The following is a 23,102-nucleotide window of genomic DNA, read 5'->3' as shown; positions in this document are numbered from 1 at the left end:
AGACACCGCGGCGGAAGACGTTCCGCAGCCCGACATGCGCCCCGCAGTCGGACAGGGTGTTGCTTCGGCAGGTCTCCTGACTTGCGGGTCATCGCTCGACCGGACCTTCCCACCCTTGCGGGCAGTGGCATGTCCCGGCGTCGCTCGCCGCTTACAGTTGCGGGGGCAGTCGCGGATTTGGCGCTTATGGCGCCGCACCACGTTCCCTTTTACCCGGACAGTCGCCTGCCCGGACCGAAGCTGCCCCAGATAGACCCCCGATCACCCGGCTGTAAAGGTGGATTCTGCGGCTGCAAAAACAGCCATGCCATTCGCGCAAACCCGCTTCCACGCAGATGCTCACGCCAGATATTGACGTCAGCACCCGCATGCTATCAATATGCAGTTGTCTTGGTGCCCGTGACTCGCGGGTGAAAATGGGAAGCCGGTGCGAGCAATCCAGTCCGGCACTGCCCCCGCAACTGTGAGCAGCGAACCGCGGCCGAACACGTCACTGGCCCATGGGCCGGGAAGGCTGGCCCGGTGTCCGAGCTGCAAGTCAGGAGACCTGCCAAGACGCTGAAATCACTCCGGACGGCGGGTCCGGAACGTGCGGCAAAAGCGTGGCCTCCAAAAGCCGCGCCTGCCTGCGTCTCCGCCGTTCGGGCCCAGACCGACCTGACACCTGACCCTGCGGAGACCGCCATGACCATCATCGTCTATTCCAAGCCCGCCTGCGTGCAATGCACCGCCACCACCCGGGCGCTGGCCGCCCGCGGGCTGGAGTTCGAACTGGTCGACCTGACCGAGGATGCGCAGGCGCTGGCCCGCGTCACCGAACTGGGCTACCGGCAGGCCCCCGTGGTCATGGCCGGAGACGACCATTGGGCGGGCTTCCGTCCCGACAAGATCGGCGCGCTCAGCTGAGCGCATGGGCGGGCTGGTCTATTACTCCTCGCGGTCGGGCAACACCCACCGCTTCGTGACCCGGCTGGGGATCGCCGCCGCGCGGATCCCCATTTCGCCCGGCGACCCCATGCCCGCCCCCTCGCAGCCCTTCGTGCTGGTCCTGCCCACCTATGCCGATGGCGAAGGGCGGGGCGCGGTGCCAAAACAGGTGATCCGGTTCCTGAACGACCCGGACCGCCGCCAGAAGCTGCGCGGCGTTATCGCCGCGGGCAACCGCAATTTCGGGACAACCTTCGCCCTTGCGGGTGATGTGGTGGCGCAGAAATGCGCCGTCCCCGTGCTTTATCGTTTCGAACTGGCGGGATCAGAGACCGACCTCGCCCGCGTCACAGAAGGATTGGACAGGTTTTGGAAAGCGCAACTCTCGACCGTGATCTGACGACAGCCGCGCCCGCCAAGGCTGTGCCCGCCGAATGGCAGGGCATGGACCACCACGCGCTGAACGCCATGCTCAACCTCTATGACGAGCACGGCAAGATCCGCTTTGACGCCGACCGGATGGCGGCGCGTCAGTACTTCCTGACGCATGTCAACCAGAACACCGTCTTCTTCCATTCGCTGGAGGAAAAGCTGCGCTATCTGGTGGAGGAGGGCTATTACGAGCCCGCCGTGCTGGAGCAGTATGACGAGGCCTTCATCGCCGAGATCTGGCGCGCGGCCTTCGCGCAGAAATTCCGCTTCCCGACCTTCCTTGGCGCATTCAAGTATTACACCAGCTACACGCTGAAAACGCGCGACGGCAAACGCTATCTGGAGCGGTTCGAGGACCGCGTGGTGATGGTGGCGCTGGCGCTGGCGCGGGGCGACCGCGCGCTTGCCATGCAGCTGATGACCGAAATGCTGGCAGGCCGTTTCCAGCCCGCCACGCCCACCTTCCTCAATGCCGGCAAGGCGCAGCGCGGCGAGCTGATCTCCTGCTTCCTGCTGCGGCTTGAGGACAACATGGAATCCATCGGGCGCGGCATCAACTCCGCCCTGCAGCTGTCGAAGCGCGGCGGCGGCGTGGCCCTGATGCTGACCAACATCCGCGAACATGGCGCCCCGATCAAGGGCATCGAAAACCAGTCCTCCGGCGTCATTCCCATCATGAAGCTGCTGGAGGATTCCTTCAGCTATGCCAACCAGCTGGGCGCGCGGCAGGGGGCGGGGGCGGTCTATCTGAACGCCCACCATCCCGATATCCTGCGTTTTCTGGACACCAAGCGCGAAAATGCCGACGAGAAAATCCGCATCAAGACGCTGAGCCTTGGCGTGGTCATCCCCGACATCACCTTCGAACTGGCCAAGAAAAACGAGGACATGTATCTGTTCTCGCCGCATGACGTGGCGCGGGTCTATGGCAAGCCGCTGTCGGAAATCTCGGTGACCGAGCAGTATCACGCGATGGTCGACAACCCGAAGATCCGCAAGAAAAAGATCAATGCCCGCGCCTTCTTCCAGACGCTGGCCGAGATCCAGTTCGAAAGCGGCTATCCCTACATCATGTTCGAGGACACGGTGAACCGCGCCAATCCGGTGGCCGGGCGCATCAGCATGTCCAACCTGTGTTCCGAGATCCTGCAGGTGAACGAGGCATCGGAATTCAACGACGATCTCAGCTACAGCCATATGGGCACCGACATTTCCTGCAACCTTGGTTCGCTCAACATCGCCAAGGCCATGGATGGCGGCGATCTGGGGGCCACGGTCGAGGCGGCGGTGCGCGCGCTCAACGCCGTGTCGGAAATGTCGGCGATCGATTCCGTGCCCTCGATCCGGCGCGGCAATGACGAAAGCCATGCCATCGGGCTGGGGCAGATGAACCTGCACGGCTTTCTGGCGCGCGAGCGCATCCAGTATGGCAGCGCCGAAGGCATCGACTTCACCAGCATCTACTTTGCCACCGTGCTGTTCCACTGCCTGCGCGCGTCGAACGCGCTGGCCCGCGAACGCGGCGCCAGCTTCAAGGGCTTTGCCGCCTCGCGCTATGCCGATGGCAGCTTCTTCGACAAATACACCACGCGCGACTGGCTGCCCGAGACCGAGGCCGTCAAAGCCGTGTTCGACCGTTTCGGCGTGCATGTGCCCACCCGTCAGGACTGGGCCGCGCTGAAAGAGGACGTGATGCGCGACGGGCTGTGGAACCGCAACCTGCAGGCGGTGCCGCCCACCGGGTCGATCAGCTACATCAACTATGCCACCGCCTCGATCCACCCGATCACCTCCAAGATCGAGATCCGCAAGGAAGGCAAGATCGGCCGGGTCTATTACCCCGCGCCCTACATGACCAACGACAATCTTGAATATTACCGCGACGCCTACGAGATCGGCCCCGAACCGATCATCGACACCTATGCGGCGGCGACCGAGCATGTGGATCAGGGCCTGTCGCTGACGCTGTTCTTCAAGGACACCGCCAGCACCCGCGACATCAACCGCGCGCAGATCCATGCGTGGAAGAAGGGCGTCAAGACCATCTACTACATCCGCCTGCGCCAGATGGCCCTTGAAGGCACCGAGGTACAGGGCTGCGTGTCCTGTTCGCTGTAATCCCGTGACCCCTGTTTTGCGCCCCATCGGAGGCCCCGCATGAAAGATCTTGCCCCGCACCGCGCCGTGCCCCGCGCCATCAACTGGAACCGCCTGCAGGACGACAAGGATCTGGAGATCTGGAACCGCCTGACGGTGAATTTCTGGCTGCCGGAAAAGATGCCGCTGTCGAACGACATCCAGAGCTGGTCGCATCTGACCGAACAGGAGCAGACGCTGACCATCCGCGTCTTCACCGGGCTGACGCTGCTCGACACCATCCAGAACAGCGTCGGCGCGCCCGCGCTGATGGCCGATGCCGTCACCCCGCATGAAGAGGCGGTGCTGACCAACATCGCCTTCATGGAGGCGGTGCATGCGCGCAGCTATTCGTCGATCTTCTCCACGCTCTGCTCCACCCGCGAGGTGGACGAGGCCTTCCGCTGGTCCGAGGAGAACCCGCATCTGCAGCGCAAGTCGCGGCTGATCCTTGACGAATACGACGCCACCGCCAACCCGCTGCGCCGCAAGGTGGCCAGCGTGTTTCTGGAAAGCTTCCTGTTCTATTCGGGCTTCTACCTGCCGATGCACTGGTCAAGCCGCGCCCGGCTGACCAACACCGCCGACCTGATCCGGCTCATCATCCGCGACGAGGCGGTGCATGGCTATTACATCGGCTACAAGTTCCAGCGCGCCATGGAGCGTCTGACCGAGGCCGAGCGCGCCGAGATCAAGGATTTCGCCTTTGCGCTGCTGTTCGATCTTTACGAGATCGAAAGCCGCTACACCGAAAGCCTGTATGATCCGCTGGGCCTGACCGAGGACGTGAAGAACTTCCTGCATTACAACGCCAACAAGGCGCTGCAGAATCTGGGCTTCGAGGGGCTGTTCCCGGACGAGCTGTGCCGGGTGAACCCCGCGATCATGGCCGCGCTCAGCCCCAATGCCGACGAGAACCACGATTTCTTCTCGGGCAGCGGGTCGTCCTATGTCATCGGCAAGGCGGTGGCCACCGAAGACGAAGACTGGGATTTCTGATCCCTCGAAACAGAAAGGCGGGGGAAAATCCCCCGCCGCTTGCAGTTGATCGTGCAGCATGGAAATGTCAGCTGAGAGCCCTTACCCGTCACTCGGGGCAAGCGCCTGTCGGCTTCCACATGGCGGTCCGGGTTGTCATGTCCAGGAACGTTGCATGGCGATCGAGGATGGCCTGTAGGTTCGGCCCGATCCGCCCTTCAGGCATTTCGGCATATCCGAGTTTCCTATACCAAGGGGCATTCCACCTCGGGACACGAAAGGTAGCCAGACAAGTCCCTGAAGCTCCAGTGGCAGAAGCATATTCCTCTGCCCACATAAGTAATCTTTGCCCGATGCCTTTCCCTGACATCCCGTCATCGACCATAAGGCTTGCGATATACAGCATGTCATCAAGCGGCTGCACGATGATGTAGCCTGCTCGGTGTCCGGCATACTCCGCCACCCTTGTCATCCCAGTCCTGAAACGTTCGGGATTGATTGCAGGGGTAGTGGCAAATTTTTCGTATTCTTTCAGTGACAGGTAGCGCCGATGCGCTGCGCGCTCCAGTTGGCGCAGGTCTTCAATTTCGGCCTCATTATAGGGGCGAAGGAGGGTGTGGGTGTTGTTCATGGTCCATCATCGTTGCATGGCCAGCGCCTTTGGCGTGGTCTTATTCGGACCTGATCCACGCACATGCAAAAGCATGCTGCGAGGCATGATGGTGAAACAGGCGCGGATATTCATGATGGTGGCCGTCGCAGTCCACACCTCGCGACGCCGGGCGGCGACTGGTTTACCCGGCGCCGTTCATACCGAGGCCGTTTTTATGGCCTGAAACAATTGTGTTGTCGCGATCCATCATAACCATCACCTACCCGGCAGCCGGAATCTGAACAAGTGAAGCTTCTGTAACGAGCGGCAGCAAAGTCCGCTTAACTGACGTTCGACCCAGAAAGCTCCCGAAGACCTCTTCGGGAGTTTCTGTTCAATATGGCGTCGTGCCGCTAAGCTTGGGCGCTTCAGGCTGCGCCCTTTTCTGAAAGGGCGGGGGAAAATCCCCCGCCTTTCTGGGTCAGGCCTCGACCTCGACCCGGCCCATGGGCTGGGAACAGCAGGCAAGGATATAGCCGTCCTCGATGTCCTCGTCGGTGATGCCGCCGTTATGGACCATGTGAACCTGCCCCGACAGCTTGCGGATGCGGCAGGTGCCGCAGACGCCGAAGGTGCAGCCCGAGGGGATGTTCAGCCCCGCCGCGCGGGCGGTGGCAAGGATGGTGTCGCCTTCGGTGCAGCTTTGCGTGACGCCGGACAGGCTGAATTCCACCTCTGCCTTTGCGGCGTCATCGGGCACCACGTCATCGGCGGTGGGTTCGGCCTGCTCTTCCGCCAGCGAGGGGTGGAAGCTTTCCTGATGGTAGCGGGCCATGTCATAGCCAAGCCCGGTCAGCGCGTCGCGCACCGCCTGCATGAACGGCTCCGGCCCGCAGCAGAACACCTCGCGCTCCAGATAGTCGGGCGCCATGAGACCCAGCATCAGCTGGTTCAGAAAGCCCTGATAGCCGGTCCATGGCTGGTAACGGTCGGAATCCTCCACCACCCAGCGCAGCTTGATGCCGTCGACCCGGCTGGCGATATGTTCCAGCCGTTCGCGGAACACGATGTCCGACGGGCGGCGGGCGCAGTTGATGAAGACCACATCCGGGATCCGGCCCAGATCATACATGTAGGTCGTCATCGACATCATCGGCGTGATGCCCGACCCCGCCGAGATGAACAGGTATTTCTCTGCCGGATGGTGATGCGAGGTGAAGCTGCCCAAGGGCCCGGTGGCGCGGATGCGCATTCCCGGGCGCAGGGTGTCCAGCATCCAGCGCGTGCCGATGGATCCCTTCTGCGCTTTCACCGTCACCGTGATCGACAGCGGCCGCGAGGGCGAGGAGGAGATGGTATAGGTCCGGTAGAGCGGACCGCCCGGCACTGGCAGTTCCAGCGTCACGAACTGTCCGGGCAGATAGGCAAAGAGCGCGCCCGAAGGCGCCACGAAGCAGAAGGTGGCCACGTCCGGCGCTTCGGGGATGACCGAGACGCATTCCAGCATCTCGGTCGCATCCCAGTAGCGCACCGCGGCCCCGGGCAGGGGCAGGGGAACGGTCATTCCGCCGCCATCCGCGCCGGTGTCAGGCGGTGCTGCAGCGTGGTGCAATACCAGTCGACGAACTGCAGCACGCCGTCTTCGTGGATCGCCGAATAGGGTCCGGGTTCGTAGGCGGGCGAATTGATGCCCATCTGGTTGTCTTCGACCACGCGGCGGTCCTCGTCATTGGTGGCGATCCAGACCTCGGTCAGGCGCTGCAGGTCGTAATCCACGCCCTCGACCGCGTCCTTGTGCACGAGCCATGTGGTCTGCACCTCGGTTTCGGTGGGCGACAGCGGCGTGACGCGGAAGGTGATGGAATGATCGGACAGGAAGTGGTTCCACGTGGTGGGGTAGTGGAACTTCATCAGCGATCCGGCATCCAGATAGGGCACCCGGCCCAGACGTTTGGTCGCGGCGATCTTGCCGTCCATGGTGTAGCTCTGCACCCCGTCCAGCAGCGGCATCCGCGCCAGCCGGTATTGCCCGTCCGCCGAGATGCGGAAGCGCGACGGCGCCCCCACCGCTTCCAGCCGCGAAAAATGCTCCTCGACCTTGGGAGGGAAGCTGCCATCGGCCTTCACGCCGGTGATGGTCGGATCCTCGGGATAGGTGCGGCAGAGCGAGGGGTGGTTGCCCGCGCAGTGATAACATTCGCGGTTGTTTTCCCAGACCAGCTTCCAGTTGCCCTTTTCCACGATGGTGGACTGATAGGCGACCTTGGCATCGTTCAGGTCATGCGGGGCCAGATAGGGGGCGGCCATGGCCGCGAAGGCGTCAAAATCCGGCGCATGGTCGGCAAGGCAGATATAGACGAGCCCCGCGACTTCGCGGCAGTGCACGGTCTTCAGCCCATGGGCGGAGGGGTCGAATTCCGGCCCCATGTCGCGGGCCCAGAGCAGCTTGCCGTCCAGTTCATAGGTCCACTGGTGATAGGGGCAGACCAGCTTGGCCACATGGCCCGCAGCGCCCTTGCACAGGATCGAGCCGCGATGGCGGCAGCTGTTGTGAAAGGCGCGGATTTGCTGATCGCGTCCCCGCACGAGGATCAGCCCGTAACCGCCGACGCGGTGGGTGATGTAGGATCCGGGCTTTGGCATGGTGCAGGCGGGCGCGACGAACAGCCAGTCCGTCTGGAAAATGCGCGCCATATCCAGCGCAAAGATGTCGGGATCGCAGTAGAACGCCTGATCGAGCGCATGACCGGGCTTGCGCCGGTGCAACAGGGACAGGGCTTTGGCGTCAGCTTCCATGGCCGAACTCCGATGCCGGGAGGGTTTCCCGGGTGAGGCTGAAGCCCCGGACAGAAGCGGCCCCGTCAGGAATCCTGCCGACGCCGTCCCGCCCGTGGCGGTGGGACAGGCGGTCGGGACACGGTGGCCGATGGCCAGCCTTTTGCCGCGCCCGATCTTGCCGTCACCATACCGTCATGGGGTCGATTCCGCGTGCCGATTGCGACACTGCACCAAACGAAACAGACCTCTGCCCTGTCGGGATCAGACCTGCGGCAGGATCAGCAGTTCGGCAGTGATGCAGATGCGGTTGCGCCCCTCGGCCAGCCGCCCGGCATGGGGATGCCCGTCAAAGCCGGTGGCCACGGCCTCAAGCGTGGCGCGGCCCTGATCCAGCGCGCCTTTGGTCAGCAGCAGTTCTGTGGCGTAATCGGCGATCCGGCCTTCGGTGAAGCTGACGCCGACCAGACTGCCAAGGCCCTCGATCCTTGCGGCGGAAACCCCGTGCTGTGCTGCGATCTGCGGCAGCAGCGCGTGGGGGTCGCTGTTGGGCCGCAGCGTGCACAGCAGGGCAGGGGCGCCCCCGGGGTCGGCCAAACCTTCCGCGCGGGGGCTGAACAGGGAAAAGCCGGTTTCGGGGTCGGGCGACACCTCCAGCCGGGCGCCGGAAAGCCCCCAGCCCGTTACCTCCGCCGCTGTCGCAAGCGTGCTTTCGGGGTTCAGCAGATGGCCCATGCGCGGCACACCCTCCGGCCCGGACCAGACGCCGTGGCAATGCAAGAACGGCGCGCCGTCGCGCTGGCCCAGATGCAGGCCGCCCTGATGCAGCACCGCGTCCTGAAACACCTCGGTTGCGGAATACCACGCGGCGCGGCCATCGCCGGGGGCAGGCGCGGGCATGACCCAGGCGAGCCGGGCAAAGCGCAGATCGCAAAGCCGCAGATAGCCCGCCGCAAATCCCGCCGCCGCAAAGGCCCGCGTCACCGCCTGATCGAAGGGCAGGCCCGGGTCCAGCCGCAGCGTCACCGGATGGGCGTGGCAGGGCAGGGCGGCATGGCGGATCGCGGCCTGCGGGCCGGGATGGCGCAGCACGCGCGGCGCCGTCATTGCGCGGGCACCGCCGGATCCAGATCGCCGCGCGTGGTCAGTTCCTCGCGGATCAGCTTCTTGGTGATCTTGCCATAGGCGGATTTCGGCATTTCCGGCCAGAACACCACATGTTTCGGCATCTTGTAGCGGGCCAGCCGGGATTCGAGCCATGCCAGCAGCAGTTCGGGCTGCATCATGGCGCCGGGGCGCGCGACGCAGACCGCCACGCCGATTTCCCCCCAGACCGGATCGGGCACGCCCAGCACCGCCACTTCGGAAATGTCGGGATGGGCGAGGATTTTCTCCTCGATCTCGCGCGGATAGATGTTGGAGCCGCCCGAGATATACATGTCAGAGGCGCGCCCGGTCAGATAGACGAAGCCTTCCGCATCCATATGGCCCAGATCGCCGGTCAGGAACCAGCCGTCGCGGAAGCTTTTGGCATTGGCCTCGGGATTGTCGAAATAGCCCGCAAAGACGGCGGGGCCGATCACCGCAATCTCGCCGGTCTCGAACGCGGGCAGGGCGCGGCCCTGCGGATCCTGAATCTGCACCATCATGCCGGTGCGGGCAAAGCCGCAGCTGCCGATGCGCATGGACGCATCCTCCACCGAGTGATGCACGGGCGGCAGCACGGTGATGTTTCCGGTCACCTCGCCCAGACCGAAATACTGCACCAGCTTCGGCCCCAGCACCTGCAGCGCGCGGATCTGGTCGGCGCGATACATCGGCGCCCCGGCATAGATCATGTAGCGCAGGCTGGAATGATCGTGTTCGGTGACAGAGGGGTGTTCCACCAGCAGCTTGACGATGGTGGGCACGGTAAAGAGGTTGGTGACCCGCCATTTTTCCACCAGCCCCCAGATCTCGGCGGGATCGAAGCGGGCTCCGGCGGGCAGGATGGTCTTGACCCCATGCGCCACCTGCGCAAGCTGGTGGATCCCCGCGCCATGGCTCAGCGGCGCCACCACGACCGAGGCATCCTCGGGCCCGGTGCCGGGCATCAGGTCGCACAGATGGTTGGTCACGACAAAGGCCATCTGGCCATGGGTCAGCACCGCCGCCTTGGGCTTGCCGGTGGTGCCGGAGGTGAAGAAGAACCAGCAGGGATCGTCGCGCCAGACCGCCACCGGCTCGCAGCTTTGTCCCAGATGCGCCTCCACCAGCGCGTCATAGCTGGCCTCGTCCGAGCCGCCGATCAGGATGGTGAAGCCCACGCCGTCGCAGGCCCGCGCGTGGTCGGGGAATTCCGCCCCGCAGAGCAGCCCCTTGGCGCCGGAACTGCGCGCCAGATACGCGATCTCTTCGGGGGACTGGCGGTAATTGGCGGGCACCCAGACCGCGCCGATCCGCCAGCAGGCGAACATCGCCTCAAACATCTGGTTGTTGTTGGCCGACTGCACCAGCAGCCGGTCGCCCTTGCGCAGGCCGTAACGGTCGCGCAGCACCACCGCAAAAGCCGCCGAACGCGCCTCCATCTCGGCCCAGGACCACGTCCTGTCGCCCCAGACAAAGCCCACCTGCTGCGGATGCCGCCGCGCGCTGTCGGTCAGGAACTGCGACAGGTTCATCACCCGGGTCGAGACCGGGAGAATGCCTTGGCTCAGGTCGATGGTCATTTCACCCGCTCCAGAATGGAGACGTAATTGGCCACCGCCGCCCCGCCCATGTTGAACACGCCTGCGAGCCGCGCGCCGGGGATCTGCATGCCCCCCGCCTCGCCGGTCAGCTGCATCGCGGCCATGACATGCATGGACACACCCGTGGCGCCAATCGGGTGGCCCTTGGATTTCAGCCCGCCCGAGGCATTGACCGGCAGCCGCCCGTCCTTGGCGGTGATGCCCTCGCGGATCACGCGCCCGCCCTGACCGGGGTCTGCAAGCCCCATCGCCTCGTATTCCAGCAGTTCGGCGATGGTGAAGCAGTCATGGGTTTCCACCAGCGACAGATCGTCCAGCGTCAGCCCGGCATGGTCCAGCGCCTGCGCCCATGCCCGCCGCGCGCCCGCAAATTCCAGCACGTCGCGGCGCGACAGGGCCATGATCTCGTTGGCCTGTGTGCGGGCGCGAAAGGCGATGGCGCGGCGCATTTCTGCCGCCGTGTCGGGATCGGCCAGCACCAGCGCCGCAGCCCCGTCAGAGACCAGCGAACAGTCGGTGCGGCGCAGCGGCCCGGCGACCAGCGGATTCTTTTCGGACACGGTGTTGCAGAAGGCCGCGCCAAAATCCTTGCGCATATGCGCAAGCGGGTTTTCCATGCCGTTGGAATGGTTCTTGGCGGCGATCATCGCCAGCTCTTCGGAGCGGTCGCCATAGCGCTGGAAATAGCTGCCCGCGATCTGCCCGAAAAGCCCGGCAAAGCCGCCGTCGATCTCTGCCTCTTCCTTGCGGTAGCTGGCGCCCAGCAGGATGTCGCCCACCTCTGGCGTGGGGGTGGCGGTCATCTTCTCGGCGCCCACCACCAGCGCGATGCGGCCCCGGCCCGCCGCGATGAAATCCAGCGCACCATGCAGCGCCGCCGACCCGGTGGCGCAGGCGTTTTCATAGCGCGTGGCGGGGGTATGGGCGAAGCGGTCGTCGCCCATGGCCACCAGCCCTGCCTGAAAATCCTGCCGGGAAAAGCCGTTGTTGAACACGCCCACGAACAGGCCATCCACATCCTCGGGGGTGATGCCGGCATGGTCCAGCGCCTCCGCCACGGCGGCGGCCATCAGCGATTCGGTGTCGGGCAGGTCGGATTTGCCAAAGGCGGTGTGCCCCCAGCCGACGATCTGTGCTTCGGTCATCATGTCCTCCTCAGATGCGGGTGCGCGCGGCGTAAAGCTGCGCCAGCGGTGTTTCGACAGCCTGCGCCGCGGCGCGCAGTTTCGCCACCAGATCGCTGCGTCGCGGCTCTGCCATGCGGCTTTCGATGGCGGCAATGGACAGCGCGCCCGCCAGCGTGCCATCGGGGCGGCGCAGCGCGATGCCCAGGCCCCAGCTGTCGGGATAGATCAGCCCGGGATTAAGCGCATGGCCCGCCGCGCGGGTGGTGGCGACATGGCCGCGGATCAGATCCGGGCTCAGGTCGGGAAAATCGGTGGCAAGTTCCGGGGCATTGGCAGCCAGCGCCGCGTCAACCTCGGCATCGGGCAGGGCGGCGAGCATGGCCAGCGATCCCGCCCCCACCCCCAGCGGATGCAGCCGCCCGGTCATCAGCGCAAAGGTGCGGATCGGGTAGCTGCCTTCCTCGCGATGCAGGCAGAGCGACGACCAGCCGCGCCGCACCGACAGGAAGGCCGCGTCGCCGGTGTCGCGCGCCAGCCGGGTCAGGGTTTCGGCGGCAATTTCCAGCAGGCCATGGCGGTGCGCGGCGAAGGTGCCAAGGATATAGGCCTCCTCCCCCAGAAAATAGCGCCGAGTGGTGGCGTTCTGTTCGACCATGCCGCCCCGCATCAGCGCCAGCAGCAGGCGGCGCACGGTGGGTTTGTTCAGCCCGCTTTCGGCCACCAGCGCGCCAAGGCTCGCGCCGTCGGCGGAGTGCCGACCGACCAGCCCCAGAAGCGCCAGCGCCCGGTCCACCGTCTGCGCGCCCTCTGGCGCCTCCGGTTTGCTATGTTCCATATGCTGGACCAGCGCCACGTTCCCTTTTCCACACGTTCCCGTTTGTTGCTGCCTATTTTTTGTTTCTTGCGGAATATTGCAAGTTCTTCTTGTCCGTGAAAATAAAACTGTTCCATTATGTGGATCACAGCGCGCCGCGGGAGGTGGCGCCATGTCGGCCGGACGGGGCCGGAGATCAGGGAGGAAGACATGACCTTTGCAAGATTTGGCATGACGGCGCTGGCGACGGTGCTGGCAAGCGCGGTTCTGGTGGGGGGCGCTGCGGCAGAAACCCTGCGCCTGTCGCACAATACCGGCGACACCACCACATGGCAGAAGGGCGCCGACAAGTTCGCCGAACTGCTGTCCGAGGCGACCGGCGGCGAGACCACCGTGCGCGTCTTCCCGAATGCCCAGCTTGCAGGCGGCGACCAGATGCGTCAGGCGGAAATGGTGGGCCGGGGCGCGCTGGATCTGGTGGTGACCTCTGCGATCAACGTGACGCCGCTGGTGCCTGAAATGGCGGTGTTCTCGCTGCCCTACCTTTATTCCGATTATGAGCAGGTCGATGCCACCACGCAGGGCGCCCCCGGCGAGATGCTGGCGGAGATCCTGAAGGGCAAGGGCATCGTGGTGCTGGCATGGGGCGAAAACGGCTTCCGTGAAGTGACCAACAACGTCCGCCCGGTGCAGAGCCCCGAAGACATGAAGGGCCTGAACATGCGGGTGGCGGGCCCCATGTATATCGACGTGATGAACGCGCTTGGCGCCAACCCGCAGCAGATGCAGTGGACCGAAACCATGACCGCGCTGCAGCAGGGCGTGGTCGACGGGCAGGAAAACCCCATCGGCGCGGTGATCATCCCGCAGCAGGTCTATGAGGTGCAGAAATACCTCACGACATGGCATTATTCCTATGATCCCATCTTCATCGGCATCAGCCAGCAGAAATGGGACAGCTACGATGCCGAGATGCAGGACAAGCTGAAGACCGCCGCGGTCGAGGCGATGAAATACCAGCGCGACATCTCGCGCGAGGCGACCGCCTCGGGGATCGAATTCCTGCGCGAGAAGGGCATGGAAGTCTATGAACCCAGCGCCGAGGAACTGGCCGTGTTCAAGGAAGCCACCCAGCCCGCCTTCGACACTTGGGCGGAAAAGGTCGGCCCCGAACTGGTGCAGGCCTTCCAGAGCGCCATCGACAGCGCGAACTGAACCACGCGACAGCCGGGTGCCCTGCGGGTGCCCGGCCCTGCCGCTGTCCTGATTCTGGCCTGACCCGCGAGGGGATCCATGTCCTTCATCCTGCGCGAGGCCGAAAAGATCATCTGTGCGGTGCTCTTTCTGGCCATGACGTTCCTTGGCTTTGCCAATGTGGTGGTGCGCTACGGCACGCATTATTCGCTGGCCGCGTCAGAGGAACTGCTGACCAACGGCTTTCTGCTGCTGACCGTGTTCGGGGCGGCCATCGCGGCGCGGCGCGGCGAGCATCTGGCGGTGACGCTGGTGCATGACCTGCTGCCGCGCCCGCTGCAGCGGGTGGTCTTCGGCCTGTCGCTGCTGCTGACCGCGCTGCTGCTGGGCCTGTCGGCGTGGTATTCGTGGCAGGCGGTGACCAATCTCATGGACAATGGCATGCGGTCCTATGCGCTGGGGATTCCGGCGTGGTATTATCAGGCGGCGGTGCCTTTCGGCTTTGCGCTGGTGCTGGTGCGCTACCTGCAGCATGCGGTCGAAATGCTGCGTGGCACGGCCTCCGAGGGGATCCCCGATGTATGACCTGATCCCCGGCCTGCCTGCGGGCACCGAAATGGTGATCCTGTTCTTCGTGCTGATCGCCCTGCGGGTGCCGGTCGCCTTTTCGCTGGGCCTGTCGGCGCTTTACGCCATGTGGCAGATCGGCTTCGGGCTGGAACTGGCGGGCGACCTGATCGCCACCGGCATCACCAAATTCTCGCTTCTGGCCATCCCCTTCTTCATCCTTGCCGGCGCGCTGATGGGCTCGCTTGGCATTGCCGAACGCATGATCCGGTTCTTCCGGGTGCTGATCGGCGCCACCCCCGGCGGCATGGGCGTGGTGGGCACCGTGGTCTGCCTGTTCTGGGGCGCGGTCAGCGGATCGGGCCCGGCCTCTGTCGCGGCCATCGGCCCCATGATCATCAAGGGCATGGAGGAGGACGGCTATTCCCGCGCCTATGCGGCGGGTCTGGTCTGCACCGGGGCGGCGCTGTCCATCGTCATCCCGCCCTCGATCGGGCTGGTGATCTATGGCGTGATCGCGGAAACCTCGATTTCGCAGCTGTTTCTGGCGGCGATCCTGCCGGGCCTGTTCATGGGCCTGATGATGCTGCTGACGCTGCCCTTCGCCAAACCCCGCCGCAGCCCGGCGCTGGAGGCGCTGAGCCCGATGCCCTATGCCGACCGGCCCTACGGGGCGCGGCTGTGGCTGTCGTTCCGCGACAGTTTCTGGGGGCTGATGACGCCGGTGGTCATTCTGGGCGGCATCTATTCCGGCGTCTTCACCCCGACCGAGGCGGCGCTGGTCGCCACCGTCTATGCGCTGCTGGTGGGCGGGCTTGCCTATCGCACCCTGACGCTGCGCGGGCTTTATGACAGCCTGTCGGATGCCGCCGCGTCTTCGGCCACGGTGATGCTGGTGGTGGCCTATGCCAGCCTCTTCGGCTGGGTCGTCACGGTCGAGGATCTGATCGGCAGCTATTCCAGCGCGCTGCTGGGGCTCAGCGAAAATCAGGGGGTGATCCTGCTGGTCATCATGCTGATCCTGCTGGTGGCGGGCATGTTCATGGATGCGGTGACGGTGATGTTCATCTCGCTGCCGATCTTCATGCCGGTGGTGCATGAACTGGGCTGGAACCCGGTGTGGTTCGGCGTGCTGGTCATGGTCAACCTTGCCATCGGGCTCATCACCCCGCCCGTGGGCATCAACCTTTACGTCGCGGCCAATGTCACCCGCCTGCCCATCGAACGGGTGGCGCGGGGGGCTCTGCCGTTCCTTGTCGTCTCGCTCATCGGGCTGGCGGTGATCGGGCTTTTCCCGCAGCTGTCGCTTGGTGTGCTGGGCGCGCCGCAGTGATCCCTTGCTGAAAGACCCTGACATGACCCAGAAAACCGCCATCGTCACCGGCGCCGCACGCGGCATCGGCCTTGCCACCGCCCGCCAGTTTCTTGCCGAAGGCCGCCGCGTCGCGATGGTCGACCGCGACGCCGAGGCGCTGGCCGAGGCGGCAGAGGGGCTGCAAGGCGCGGTCCCCGTGCCCTGCGACGTGTCGCAGCCCGATCAGGTCGCGCAGATGATGGAGCATTGCGCCCGCGAGCTGGGCCGCATCGACGCGCTGGTCAACAATGCCGGCGTCGCGGATTTCGGCCCGATCGAGGACACCACCTTTGCCCGCTGGCGCCGGGTGATGGACACCAATCTGGACGGCGTGTTCCTGTGCACGCAGGCCGCGATCCCGCATCTGCGCGCCACGCGCGGCGCCATCGTCAACATCGCCTCGATCTCCGGCCTGCGCGCCTCGACGCTGCGGGTGGCCTATGGCACCTCCAAGGCGGCGGTGATCCATCTGACCATGCAGCAGGCGGCGGAACTGGGCGAATACGGCATCCGCGCCAATTGCGTGGCGCCGGGGCCGGTGAACACCAAGCTGGCGCTGGCGGTGCACACGCCCGAAATCCGCGCCGCCTATCACGATGCCATCCCGCTCAACCGGTATGGGTCCGAAGACGAGATCGCGTCGGTCATCGTCTTCCTGTGCTCGGACAAGGCCAGCTACGTGACGGGGCAGACCATCGCCTCGGACGGGGGGTTCCAGTCCACCGGCGTCGGCCTGCCCGCGCTGCGGACGGGGCAGTAACCCGCCCCCCGCAAGGCTTAGTGCGACAGCCCGCTGCCGCCCACCACGGTCAGGTTATAGGGCAGGCCCTCCAGCGCGATGGTGCCGGACTCCTGAAGCGTGGCGGCAGAGATGCGGCGCAGCAGCCCGGCCTGAGGGTCGGTCAGCAGCACCTCGTCCCCCGCCAGCGCCAGCCGCGGGCGCGGGTCGTTCCAGTGCCCGTCCATGGAATAGGGGCCGGTGACCTTGGCGCTGCCGGTGATCTTGGCGGCGAGCAGGTCGATGCGGTGCAGGCTGCCATCCTCGGTCAGCACCCAGCCGGTGGTCGGAAGCTTCGGGTCCAGCGCAAAATCCACCCGGCGGAAGGGCAGGGCGATGCGGCGCAGATGCGGCTCTGACGCGGGGTCGATCACCACCAGCCCGTCGGCGCCGTGGTTGCCCAGAAACAGCTGCAGCACCCGCCCGCCCAGCAGGGTGCCGGTGGTGCCTTCGGGGAAATCGGCGGGGTAATCCAGCATGTCATAGGCGACGCTGCCGCCCTCCGCCCGCGCGGTCAGCACGCCCTCCTTGCAGCCCGCCGCCAGATAGGCGCCGGAAAACGCCTCGCCATGGATGCCGGTGCAGGGGGCAAGATCGCCCGCAGGTGTGCCATCGGCGCTGAAAGCCTGCAGCCCCAGACGCGGCGCGTCCTCCGCCTCGGCGGCGACGGTGCTGACCAGCACCTCCCCAAGGGCTGCGACAAAGCCGTGATGGGCGCGGGCCTGCTGGAACTGGACGGGGTCGATCCGGCCTTCGCTCAGCTCGGCCTCGTCAAGGATCGCGGCATAGCCGCCCCGGTCAAAGTTGATGAAGCTCTGCCCGTCATGGCTGACCACGTGAAAGGGCCGCGGCCCGGTCAGGGGTGCGCCCAAGGGCGCGGGCTCGCCGATCTCCAGATCGGAATGATCGCCGTGGTTTTCCAGCGTGATGCCGCTGTGCAGGAACTGCACCGCGTCGTCATCGGACTGCACGGCGGCAACCACGGCGCCCCCGGCCAGCGGGTAAAGCTTGGCCTGTCCGGTGATGTCGAACTGCCAGCGGATGTCTGGCGCCGCCAGATCAAAGGCGGTGACGCGCGGCGCGGCATGATCCCCGACAAAGACGCGGAAAACGCTGTGATCCTCGTCGGCTGCGGCGGTGCTGGCCAGCGCCAGCAGCAGCAGGACGGCGGGAAGGGGGCGCTTGGGCATGGAGGTCTCCGTGATTCGTTATGATATAACGTATCAACCATGCACCCGCCGAGCGGTCAAGCCATGCCCGGCCCGGGGTCGCCCCCGGGCCGGGCAAATCGCGGTCAGGCCGCGCGGCGGTTGAAGCGGATCGAGGAGACCAGCGACAGCACGATGATCGTGGCCCCCAGCAGCCCGGTCACCACCTCGGGCACATGCACCACGCTTTGCGCGAACATGATGACCGCCAGCGCAAGGATCGAATAAAACGCGCCATGTTCCAGAAAGCGGAACTCCGACAGGGTGCGGCGGTCGACCAGCATGATGGTCATGGAGCGCACATACATCGCCCCGATGCCCAGCCCGATGGCGATCAGGAACAGGTTCTGCGTCAGCGCGAAGGCTCCGATCACCCCGTCAAAGCTGAAAGAGGCATCCAGCACCTCCAGATACAGAAACGCGCCCAAGCCGCCCGCGCGCGCCGCACTCTGCACCTCGGGCTCCGCGTCCAAGATGTGGCTCAGCGTGTCGACGCCCATGAACACCACCAGCCCAAGGATCGCGGCGGTGTAGAAGGTCGCCTGATCCGGCACGCTGAGCTGGCTGCCGAAGGCCAGCACGATCAGCAGCACCAGACCATAGGTCACGCCCTTGATGGTGCCCATGGACCGCATCCGGCGTTCGATCCGCGCGATCCAGTCCACCTCCTTGCCCTCGTCCACAAAGAACGACAGCGCCACCATCATCAGGAAGGCACCGCCAAAGGCCGCGATGGACAGATGGCTTTCATTCATCAGCCGGGCATATTCCTGCGGTTCGGTCGCAGCCAGCCGCAGCGCCTGCAGCGGCCCGACCTGTGCGGCCACCGCCACCACCGCCAGCGGAAAGACGATGCGCATGCCGAACACCGCGATCAGGATGCCCCATGTCAGAAAGCGCTGCTGCCAGACCGGCGTCATGGTCTTGAGCTTGTTGGCGTTGACGATGGCATTGTCGAAGCTCAGCGAGATCTCCAGCACCGCCAGCACCGTGCCGATCAGCAGGAAGGACAGCGCCGATCCCAGCGTGCCGCCAAAGGACCAGCCCAGCCAGAAGCTGCCCGCCAGCCCGGCCAGCGTGACCAGAAAGGCCCATTTGAAATAATGCAGTGCGGTGCTCATGCGTATGTCCCTGATGATCCGGCGCAGCCGATCGGCCCGCCCGTGCTGCCTATAGGCCCCGGGCGGGGAAGCGAAGATGCCATCAGGCGCGCTGCCCGTGCCGGGCGCGGATTTGTGCCGCCGGGGACGGGGGCTTATCCCCGGCTGACTTCAGCCGCCGCGCTGGTCGCGATGTCGTGCAGCAGGCCGGGTCCGCCAAAGCCGCCCGATTTGGTCACCAGCAGCACCGGCCCCCAGGGTGCCACGATCCGGCAAAGCGGCAGGCCGGGCCGCAGTTCGGCCAGCACCTCCAGACAGTCGATGCCAAGCGCGTCCAGCAGCGCCTGCGCGGTCTCGCCGCCGCAGACCAGCAGGCTTCTGGGGCGCAGCGTCGCGCAGGCCGCCAGCAGGCCCTGCGCATAGCGCCGCGCCGCCTCCGCCCCAGTCAGTGCGCCCGCCCCGTCGCTGATGCTCAGCGCCACGCGGGGCGCTTCGGGCAGCGGCGGCACCGCTCCGTCGGGGGCCAGATGCACGGTCATCGCCTCGCGCAGCGCGTCCATCTGCGCCAGCGTCACCGGATCGCGCGATCCGCTGGCGATCAGCAGCGGCGCCTCCAGCGGCGGCACCTCGGCGGGCGGGTGCGGCTGCTGCCGGGCCAGCGCCCGCGCCAGACCCCGCGCCCCGATCCAGAGCGGGCGCCCCTGCGCCGCGCTGACCACCGCGTCCAGATCGGCCTCGGTCAGGGTGTCGGGCACCTCCACCTTCAGGTCGAACCGCGCCGCCACGTCGATGGGTGCGGCCACGCCCATGCCGGTCAGCGCGCCGCCGCTCACCACGCGGTCCATGTCGGGAATGGCGGGGCAGGCGATGCAGGCCCCGGGTGCCATCGCCGTGGCAAGCACGGCGGATTCCACGGCGGTATTGCCCTTCAGGCGGCTGTCGACCTTTTTCATCACCACCGGGATCCGGGCCAGATCAAGCCCCGTCAGCGCGGCTTCGGTCCGGGCGCGGGCGGCATCGGCGGCGATCTCGCGGCTGGCGGTGGTCAGCACCAGCACCTGCGCGTTCCGGGCCAGAGCGGCGGGCAGCGCGTCGGGGCGCAGCGACACCACCACGCGGCGGCCCGGCGCGGCAAAGGCCACGGAACTGTCCAGTGCGCCGGTCAGATCGTCGGCAACGATAAGAACATGCGGCATCCGGCCCCCCGATCCAGCTTTGCGATCCTCCGTAGCACGTCCGGCTTTGTCGCATAAAGTGCAAAGTCACAGGGGGTTAGCGGGCAGAGCCGAAGGCCTTGGCACAAGTTGCGCCCGGAGGGGCCATAGGCTACGGTCCGCGCGACATCGCCGCAGGGAGGCTGCCATGAGCACACCAATCGTCATCACCATGGGGGATCCTTCCGGGGTCGGCGCCGAAGTCACCGTCAAGGCGCTGGCAGAGCGGGACGCGGCCACCCGCGCGGCAACGCTGGTGATCGGCGACCGCGACACGCTGGCCCGCGCGGCAGAGGTGAGCGGCGTCAGCCTGCCGCTGCTGGATCCCGACGCCTCCGGCGACGGCATCCGGGTGGAGCATGTGGCGGTGGCGGGGCTGCCCGGACGGTTCGGCGTGCTGGATCCGGCCTGCGGCGAGGCCTCGTTCCGGTTCATCGAACGCGCCGTGCAGAAAAGCCTCGACGGGCAGGCGGCCTGCATCGTCACCGCCCCCATCAACAAGGAAGCGCTGAACGCCGCCGGTCATCACTATGACGGCCATACCGGGATGCTGGCGCATCTGACCGGGTCGCGGTCGTCGTGGATGCTGCTCGCCTCGGAACGGCTGAGCGTGGTGCATGTGTCCACTCACGTGTCGCTGCGCGACGCCATCGCCCGGGCCACGCCCGAGCGCGTGCTGGAGACGATCCGCACCGGCCACCGCCATCTGCTGCGCATGGGGCTGGAGGCGCCGCGCCTTGCCGTGGCGGGGATCAACCCGCATTGCGGCGAAAACGGTCTTTTCGGCACCGAGGATGACGAGGCGCTGGTGCCCGCCGTGAAGGCCGCGCAGGCCGAAGGCATCGACGTGGTGGGGCCGATCTCTGCCGATACCGTCTATCACCGCGCCTATCAGGGGGCGTTCGATCTGGTGATCGCGCAATATCACGATCAGGGCCATATCCCCATCAAGCTGGTGGCGTTTGATACGGCGGTCAACGTGTCGCTGGGCCTGCCCATCGACCGCTGTTCGGTGGATCACGGCACCGCCTTTGACATCGCGGGCACGGGCCGGGCCAATCACGGCAACATGCTTTCTGCGCTGGATTACGCCACGCGCATGACCCGCGCCGCCCGCTGAACCGGGGCCCGTGCGCCTGACGGCTTCCCGCGACGCGGCAGAGGCCCTATCTTTGCGGCGTGGCAGAAGGAGCCGGGCAGGTGCGTGATCAGACCGGGGAAGACCGCAGCCGTCTTGTCGCCGCACGGCAGGCCGTGGTGCGCGATTTCGTGCGCCGTCACTTCGGCCTGCGCGGCACGCTGCGGCTGCACCGCGCCGCGCTCGGTGCCGATCTGCTGCGCGCGCCCGCCAATGTGGTGCTGGCGCCGGTCTTCCTGATGACCCGGCTTCTGGCGATGCTGGCCATGGCGCTGCGGCTGCACCGGCTGGCCGATTTTCTGCTGGCGCGGCAGGTGCTGCTGGAAACGCAGGTGGCACGCCGCGTCGCCGCCGAGGTGCAGGGGCTGCTGGACGATCTGCAGGCGCGGGGGCTGGGGGTGGCCGCCTCGCCGCAGGCGGTGAGCCGCGCGGTGCAGGATTATGCCGGGGTGCGCAGCGCCGTGTCGGAGATGACCACCACCCTGCTGGTGCTGGTGTCGGGCTATGCGGTCTTCCATTCGGCCACGCCGGGGATCCTGTCGCTGGCGGGCCCCATCGCCACCCTGCGCGCCGAGGCGGAGGCGATCGCGGGCTTTCCGCTGGGGCAGGGGCTGGGGCGGATGTATTACGCCGCCTTCCCGGTGACGCTGCCGCCATGGCAGGTGGTGCTGACCGGGGTGGCGCTGGCGATGCTGGCCTCGCTGGTGACCACCTTTGCAGGCGTGCTGGCCGATCCGGTGCAGCGCGCCACCGGCACCCATCGCCGCCGCCTGATGCGGCTGCTGGACCGGCTCGACCGGACCGAAGGCGCGGGGCAGGGGCTGGCGCGGGAACATCTGGCGGCACGGCTTGGCGATGTGTCGGATCTGGCGCTGAGCCTGTGGCGGGCGCTGCGCGGCTGAGCCTGCCACCGGAACATTCGCCCGGCCCGCTGGTTCTGTCCGGACATGTTCCAGAAGGAGAGCGCCATGCGCCCGCAGATCCTGCCTTCCCTCAGCGCGCAGGGGCCGACCCCGCCCCCGGAGATGCCGCCAGAGACGCCGCCCGCCGAGGTGCCCCCGGCAACGCCCCCCGAGGAAACACCGCCGCCGCCCCCGGAACTGCCGCCCGACCGGCTGCCGCAGGCGCAAGGGGGCCGGGCATGACCGAGGCGGAAATCGAAGGACGGCTGCTGGCGCATCGCCGCCTGCTGGCGCGGCTGGTGGCGGCGCTGGATCCTCAGGCGCGGGATGATCTGACGCTGTGGCTGGCCGAACGCTCCGTGCTGCAGGACGGGCAGGAGGATCCGGGCGTGCTGCCCGACGACAGCGCCGCCCTGTCGCTGAGCCTTGCCGACGAACTGGCCGAGATCCGGCATCTGACCGAGGCGCGGCGCCGCGACTGACGCCGGTGCGGTGGCGGATGGGAACATCGCGCCGCCGGACGGGTTTTCCTTGGGAGGCGCCGCGATGGCGCAGCAACCAAGGAGGACATCATGAAAATCCTGACCACCGCCGCCACAGCGCTGAGCCTTGCGCTGCTTGCCCCCGCCGTTCACGCCGCCGAAGCCACGGCTCAGGTGCAGGACCGCGAGGGCAACGATCTGGGCGCCGTGCGCGTGGCCGACACGCCCTCTGGCATGGCGCTGGCGACGCTGACGCTTGTCAACCTGCCCGAAGGCGTGCTGGCCGTGCACCTGCACGAAACCGGCGACTGTTCGGCAGAGGATTTCAGCTCTGCCGGGGGTCATATCGCGGGCGAGCACAGCCATGGCGTGCTGTCCGAAGACGGGCCGCATCCGGGCGACATGCCCAACCTGACGGTGAAGGCGGACGGATCCGGCGAGGCCGAGGTCTTCCTGTCGCGGCTGGAGGTGGAGCGTGATCTGCTGGACGAAGATGGCGCCGCCTTTGTCATCCACGGCGGTGTCGATGATTACGAAAGCCAGCCTGCGGGCGATGCGGGCGACCGGATCGGCTGCGGCGTTTTCGAAGAACGCGAGTGACATAAGAAAGGGCGGAGGCAGATGCCTCCGCCCTTTTTGCGGCGCCCGGTGGTTC

The 23,102-nt window shown here is 66.3% G+C and carries 23 protein-coding genes and 2 riboswitches; of the genes, 13 read left to right on the top strand and 10 right to left on the bottom strand.

The window, feature by feature from the left end:
* Positions 1–49: 49 nt before the first annotated feature.
* Positions 50–254: riboswitch (cobalamin riboswitch) on the bottom strand.
* 120 nt (positions 255–374) lie between these two features.
* Positions 375–568: riboswitch (cobalamin riboswitch) on the top strand.
* 116 nt (positions 569–684) lie between these two features.
* From nrdH to nrdF, 4 genes are read left to right on the top strand one after another with little or no spacing between them, the layout of a single operon-like run.
* Positions 685–906, top strand: coding sequence for a glutaredoxin-like protein NrdH (nrdH, locus tag VK682_RS04125; RefSeq protein WP_089845114.1), 222 nt, complete (start codon positions 685–687; stop codon positions 904–906).
* Between the two features lie 4 nt (positions 907–910).
* Entirely contained in the window at positions 911–1,327 is a 417-nt protein-coding gene (nrdI, locus tag VK682_RS04120; protein WP_089845112.1) for a class Ib ribonucleoside-diphosphate reductase assembly flavoprotein NrdI, read from the top strand.
* 44 nt (positions 1,328–1,371) lie between these two features.
* Complete coding sequence (nrdE, locus tag VK682_RS04115; RefSeq protein WP_324781517.1) at positions 1,372–3,477, top strand: class 1b ribonucleoside-diphosphate reductase subunit alpha; 2,106 nt, start codon at positions 1,372–1,374, stop codon at positions 3,475–3,477.
* 39 nt (positions 3,478–3,516) lie between these two features.
* The gene (nrdF, locus tag VK682_RS04110; protein WP_089845110.1) at positions 3,517–4,494 is read left to right on the top strand and encodes a class 1b ribonucleoside-diphosphate reductase subunit beta; all 978 of its coding nucleotides are present in this window, start codon (positions 3,517–3,519) and stop codon (positions 4,492–4,494) included.
* Positions 4,495–4,582: 88 nt separating this feature from the next.
* Here nrdF and VK682_RS04105 read toward each other — a convergent pair whose 3' ends face one another.
* The 7 genes from VK682_RS04105 to VK682_RS04075 form a co-directional block, all read right to left on the bottom strand.
* Complete coding sequence (locus VK682_RS04105; RefSeq protein WP_230796387.1) at positions 4,583–5,104, bottom strand: GNAT family N-acetyltransferase; 522 nt, start codon at positions 5,102–5,104, stop codon at positions 4,583–4,585.
* Between the two features lie 442 nt (positions 5,105–5,546).
* Complete coding sequence (locus tag VK682_RS04100) at positions 5,547–6,629, bottom strand: FAD-binding oxidoreductase (protein ID WP_089845106.1); 1,083 nt, start codon at positions 6,627–6,629, stop codon at positions 5,547–5,549.
* On the bottom strand, positions 6,626–7,861 hold the full coding sequence (locus VK682_RS04095) for an aromatic ring-hydroxylating oxygenase subunit alpha (RefSeq protein WP_089845104.1): 1,236 nt from the start codon (positions 7,859–7,861) through the stop codon (positions 6,626–6,628). Before VK682_RS04095 ends, VK682_RS04100 begins: the two co-directional genes overlap by 4 nt.
* A gap of 243 nt (positions 7,862–8,104) precedes the next feature.
* A complete protein-coding gene (locus VK682_RS04090) occupies positions 8,105–8,947 on the bottom strand; it encodes a PPC domain-containing DNA-binding protein (protein WP_230796087.1) in 843 nt (280 codons plus the stop codon).
* On the bottom strand, positions 8,944–10,548 hold the full coding sequence (locus tag VK682_RS04085) for an acyl-CoA synthetase (protein ID WP_230796088.1): 1,605 nt from the start codon (positions 10,546–10,548) through the stop codon (positions 8,944–8,946). The genes VK682_RS04090 and VK682_RS04085 overlap by 4 nt, the downstream gene beginning before the upstream one ends.
* Positions 10,545–11,714 (bottom strand): acetyl-CoA acetyltransferase, encoded by a 1,170-nt coding sequence (locus VK682_RS04080; RefSeq protein WP_230796089.1) that lies wholly within the window; start codon positions 11,712–11,714, stop codon positions 10,545–10,547. The genes VK682_RS04085 and VK682_RS04080 overlap by 4 nt, the downstream gene beginning before the upstream one ends.
* Before the next feature lie 10 nt (positions 11,715–11,724).
* The gene (locus tag VK682_RS04075) at positions 11,725–12,531 is read right to left on the bottom strand and encodes an IclR family transcriptional regulator (RefSeq protein WP_230796090.1); all 807 of its coding nucleotides are present in this window, start codon (positions 12,529–12,531) and stop codon (positions 11,725–11,727) included.
* Positions 12,532–12,720: 189 nt separating this feature from the next.
* Between VK682_RS04075 and VK682_RS04070 the strand changes: the two genes are divergently transcribed.
* From VK682_RS04070 to VK682_RS04055, 4 genes are all read left to right on the top strand, one after another.
* Complete coding sequence (locus VK682_RS04070; protein WP_230796091.1) at positions 12,721–13,725, top strand: DctP family TRAP transporter solute-binding subunit; 1,005 nt, start codon at positions 12,721–12,723, stop codon at positions 13,723–13,725.
* A 78-nt stretch (positions 13,726–13,803) separates the two neighbouring features.
* Positions 13,804–14,289, top strand: a complete 486-nt coding sequence (locus VK682_RS04065) for a TRAP transporter small permease (protein ID WP_230796092.1) — start codon at positions 13,804–13,806, stop codon at positions 14,287–14,289.
* Positions 14,282–15,604, top strand: a complete 1,323-nt coding sequence (locus tag VK682_RS04060) for a TRAP transporter large permease (protein ID WP_230796094.1) — start codon at positions 14,282–14,284, stop codon at positions 15,602–15,604. Before VK682_RS04065 ends, VK682_RS04060 begins: the two co-directional genes overlap by 8 nt.
* Before the next feature lie 22 nt (positions 15,605–15,626).
* The gene (locus VK682_RS04055) at positions 15,627–16,385 is read left to right on the top strand and encodes an SDR family NAD(P)-dependent oxidoreductase (protein WP_230796096.1); all 759 of its coding nucleotides are present in this window, start codon (positions 15,627–15,629) and stop codon (positions 16,383–16,385) included.
* Between the two features lie 17 nt (positions 16,386–16,402).
* On the opposite strand, the gene VK682_RS04050 is transcribed toward VK682_RS04055, so the two are convergent.
* From VK682_RS04050 to VK682_RS04040, 3 genes are all read right to left on the bottom strand, one after another.
* On the bottom strand, positions 16,403–17,593 hold the full coding sequence (locus tag VK682_RS04050) for a metallochaperone AztD (protein WP_230796097.1): 1,191 nt from the start codon (positions 17,591–17,593) through the stop codon (positions 16,403–16,405).
* Between the two features lie 104 nt (positions 17,594–17,697).
* Positions 17,698–18,732, bottom strand: coding sequence for a DUF475 domain-containing protein (locus tag VK682_RS04045; protein WP_230796098.1), 1,035 nt, complete (start codon positions 18,730–18,732; stop codon positions 17,698–17,700).
* A 134-nt stretch (positions 18,733–18,866) separates the two neighbouring features.
* Positions 18,867–19,907, bottom strand: coding sequence for a four-carbon acid sugar kinase family protein (locus VK682_RS04040; RefSeq protein WP_324781480.1), 1,041 nt, complete (start codon positions 19,905–19,907; stop codon positions 18,867–18,869).
* A 166-nt stretch (positions 19,908–20,073) separates the two neighbouring features.
* On the opposite strand from VK682_RS04040, the gene pdxA reads away from it, so the two are divergent.
* The 5 genes from pdxA (at position 20,074) to VK682_RS04015 (ending at position 23,047) form a co-directional block, all read left to right on the top strand.
* Positions 20,074–21,045, top strand: coding sequence for a 4-hydroxythreonine-4-phosphate dehydrogenase PdxA (pdxA, locus tag VK682_RS04035; RefSeq protein ID WP_230796100.1), 972 nt, complete (start codon positions 20,074–20,076; stop codon positions 21,043–21,045).
* A gap of 80 nt (positions 21,046–21,125) precedes the next feature.
* On the top strand, positions 21,126–21,965 hold the full coding sequence (locus VK682_RS04030; RefSeq protein WP_230796101.1) for a DUF6635 family protein: 840 nt from the start codon (positions 21,126–21,128) through the stop codon (positions 21,963–21,965).
* Between the two features lie 66 nt (positions 21,966–22,031).
* Positions 22,032–22,208, top strand: a complete 177-nt coding sequence (locus VK682_RS04025) for a hypothetical protein (RefSeq protein ID WP_230796103.1) — start codon at positions 22,032–22,034, stop codon at positions 22,206–22,208.
* Positions 22,205–22,447 carry a hypothetical protein gene (locus VK682_RS04020; RefSeq protein ID WP_230796104.1) on the top strand — a complete coding sequence of 81 codons (243 nt, stop codon included), beginning with the start codon at positions 22,205–22,207 and terminating at the stop codon, positions 22,445–22,447. Before VK682_RS04025 ends, VK682_RS04020 begins: the two co-directional genes overlap by 4 nt.
* A gap of 90 nt (positions 22,448–22,537) precedes the next feature.
* Positions 22,538–23,047: a superoxide dismutase family protein gene (locus VK682_RS04015; protein ID WP_230796105.1), complete on the top strand. Its 510-nt coding sequence runs from the start codon at positions 22,538–22,540 to the stop codon at positions 23,045–23,047.
* The last annotated feature ends 55 nt before the right edge of the window (positions 23,048–23,102 follow it).

Source organism: Salipiger marinus, from assembly GCF_035481585.1.
Lineage (GTDB): Bacteria > Pseudomonadota > Alphaproteobacteria > Rhodobacterales > Rhodobacteraceae > Salipiger > Salipiger marinus.
The sequence above is the reverse complement of the archived record's forward strand: the minus strand, read 5'-3'. Positions and strand labels throughout refer to the sequence as shown.

Coding starts and splice junctions, on each gene's coding strand:
- nrdH (WP_089845114.1), top strand. CDS start 685: ATGACCATCATCGTCTATTCCAAGCCCGCCTGCGTGCAATGCACCGCC.
- nrdI (WP_089845112.1), top strand. CDS start 911: ATGGGCGGGCTGGTCTATTACTCCTCGCGGTCGGGCAACACCCACCGC.
- nrdE (WP_324781517.1), top strand. CDS start 1,372: ATGGACCACCACGCGCTGAACGCCATGCTCAACCTCTATGACGAGCAC.
- nrdF (WP_089845110.1), top strand. CDS start 3,517: ATGAAAGATCTTGCCCCGCACCGCGCCGTGCCCCGCGCCATCAACTGG.
- VK682_RS04105 (WP_230796387.1), bottom strand. CDS start 5,104: ATGAACAACACCCACACCCTCCTTCGCCCCTATAATGAGGCCGAAATT.
- VK682_RS04100 (WP_089845106.1), bottom strand. CDS start 6,629: ATGACCGTTCCCCTGCCCCTGCCCGGGGCCGCGGTGCGCTACTGGGAT.
- VK682_RS04095 (WP_089845104.1), bottom strand. CDS start 7,861: ATGGAAGCTGACGCCAAAGCCCTGTCCCTGTTGCACCGGCGCAAGCCC.
- VK682_RS04090 (WP_230796087.1), bottom strand. CDS start 8,947: ATGACGGCGCCGCGCGTGCTGCGCCATCCCGGCCCGCAGGCCGCGATC.
- VK682_RS04085 (WP_230796088.1), bottom strand. CDS start 10,548: ATGACCATCGACCTGAGCCAAGGCATTCTCCCGGTCTCGACCCGGGTG.
- VK682_RS04080 (WP_230796089.1), bottom strand. CDS start 11,714: ATGACCGAAGCACAGATCGTCGGCTGGGGGCACACCGCCTTTGGCAAA.
- VK682_RS04075 (WP_230796090.1), bottom strand. CDS start 12,531: ATGGAACATAGCAAACCGGAGGCGCCAGAGGGCGCGCAGACGGTGGAC.
- VK682_RS04070 (WP_230796091.1), top strand. CDS start 12,721: ATGACCTTTGCAAGATTTGGCATGACGGCGCTGGCGACGGTGCTGGCA.
- VK682_RS04065 (WP_230796092.1), top strand. CDS start 13,804: ATGTCCTTCATCCTGCGCGAGGCCGAAAAGATCATCTGTGCGGTGCTC.
- VK682_RS04060 (WP_230796094.1), top strand. CDS start 14,282: ATGTATGACCTGATCCCCGGCCTGCCTGCGGGCACCGAAATGGTGATC.
- VK682_RS04055 (WP_230796096.1), top strand. CDS start 15,627: ATGACCCAGAAAACCGCCATCGTCACCGGCGCCGCACGCGGCATCGGC.
- VK682_RS04050 (WP_230796097.1), bottom strand. CDS start 17,593: ATGCCCAAGCGCCCCCTTCCCGCCGTCCTGCTGCTGCTGGCGCTGGCC.
- VK682_RS04045 (WP_230796098.1), bottom strand. CDS start 18,732: ATGAGCACCGCACTGCATTATTTCAAATGGGCCTTTCTGGTCACGCTG.
- VK682_RS04040 (WP_324781480.1), bottom strand. CDS start 19,907: ATGCCGCATGTTCTTATCGTTGCCGACGATCTGACCGGCGCACTGGAC.
- pdxA (WP_230796100.1), top strand. CDS start 20,074: ATGAGCACACCAATCGTCATCACCATGGGGGATCCTTCCGGGGTCGGC.
- VK682_RS04025 (WP_230796103.1), top strand. CDS start 22,032: ATGCGCCCGCAGATCCTGCCTTCCCTCAGCGCGCAGGGGCCGACCCCG.
- VK682_RS04020 (WP_230796104.1), top strand. CDS start 22,205: ATGACCGAGGCGGAAATCGAAGGACGGCTGCTGGCGCATCGCCGCCTG.
- VK682_RS04015 (WP_230796105.1), top strand. CDS start 22,538: ATGAAAATCCTGACCACCGCCGCCACAGCGCTGAGCCTTGCGCTGCTT.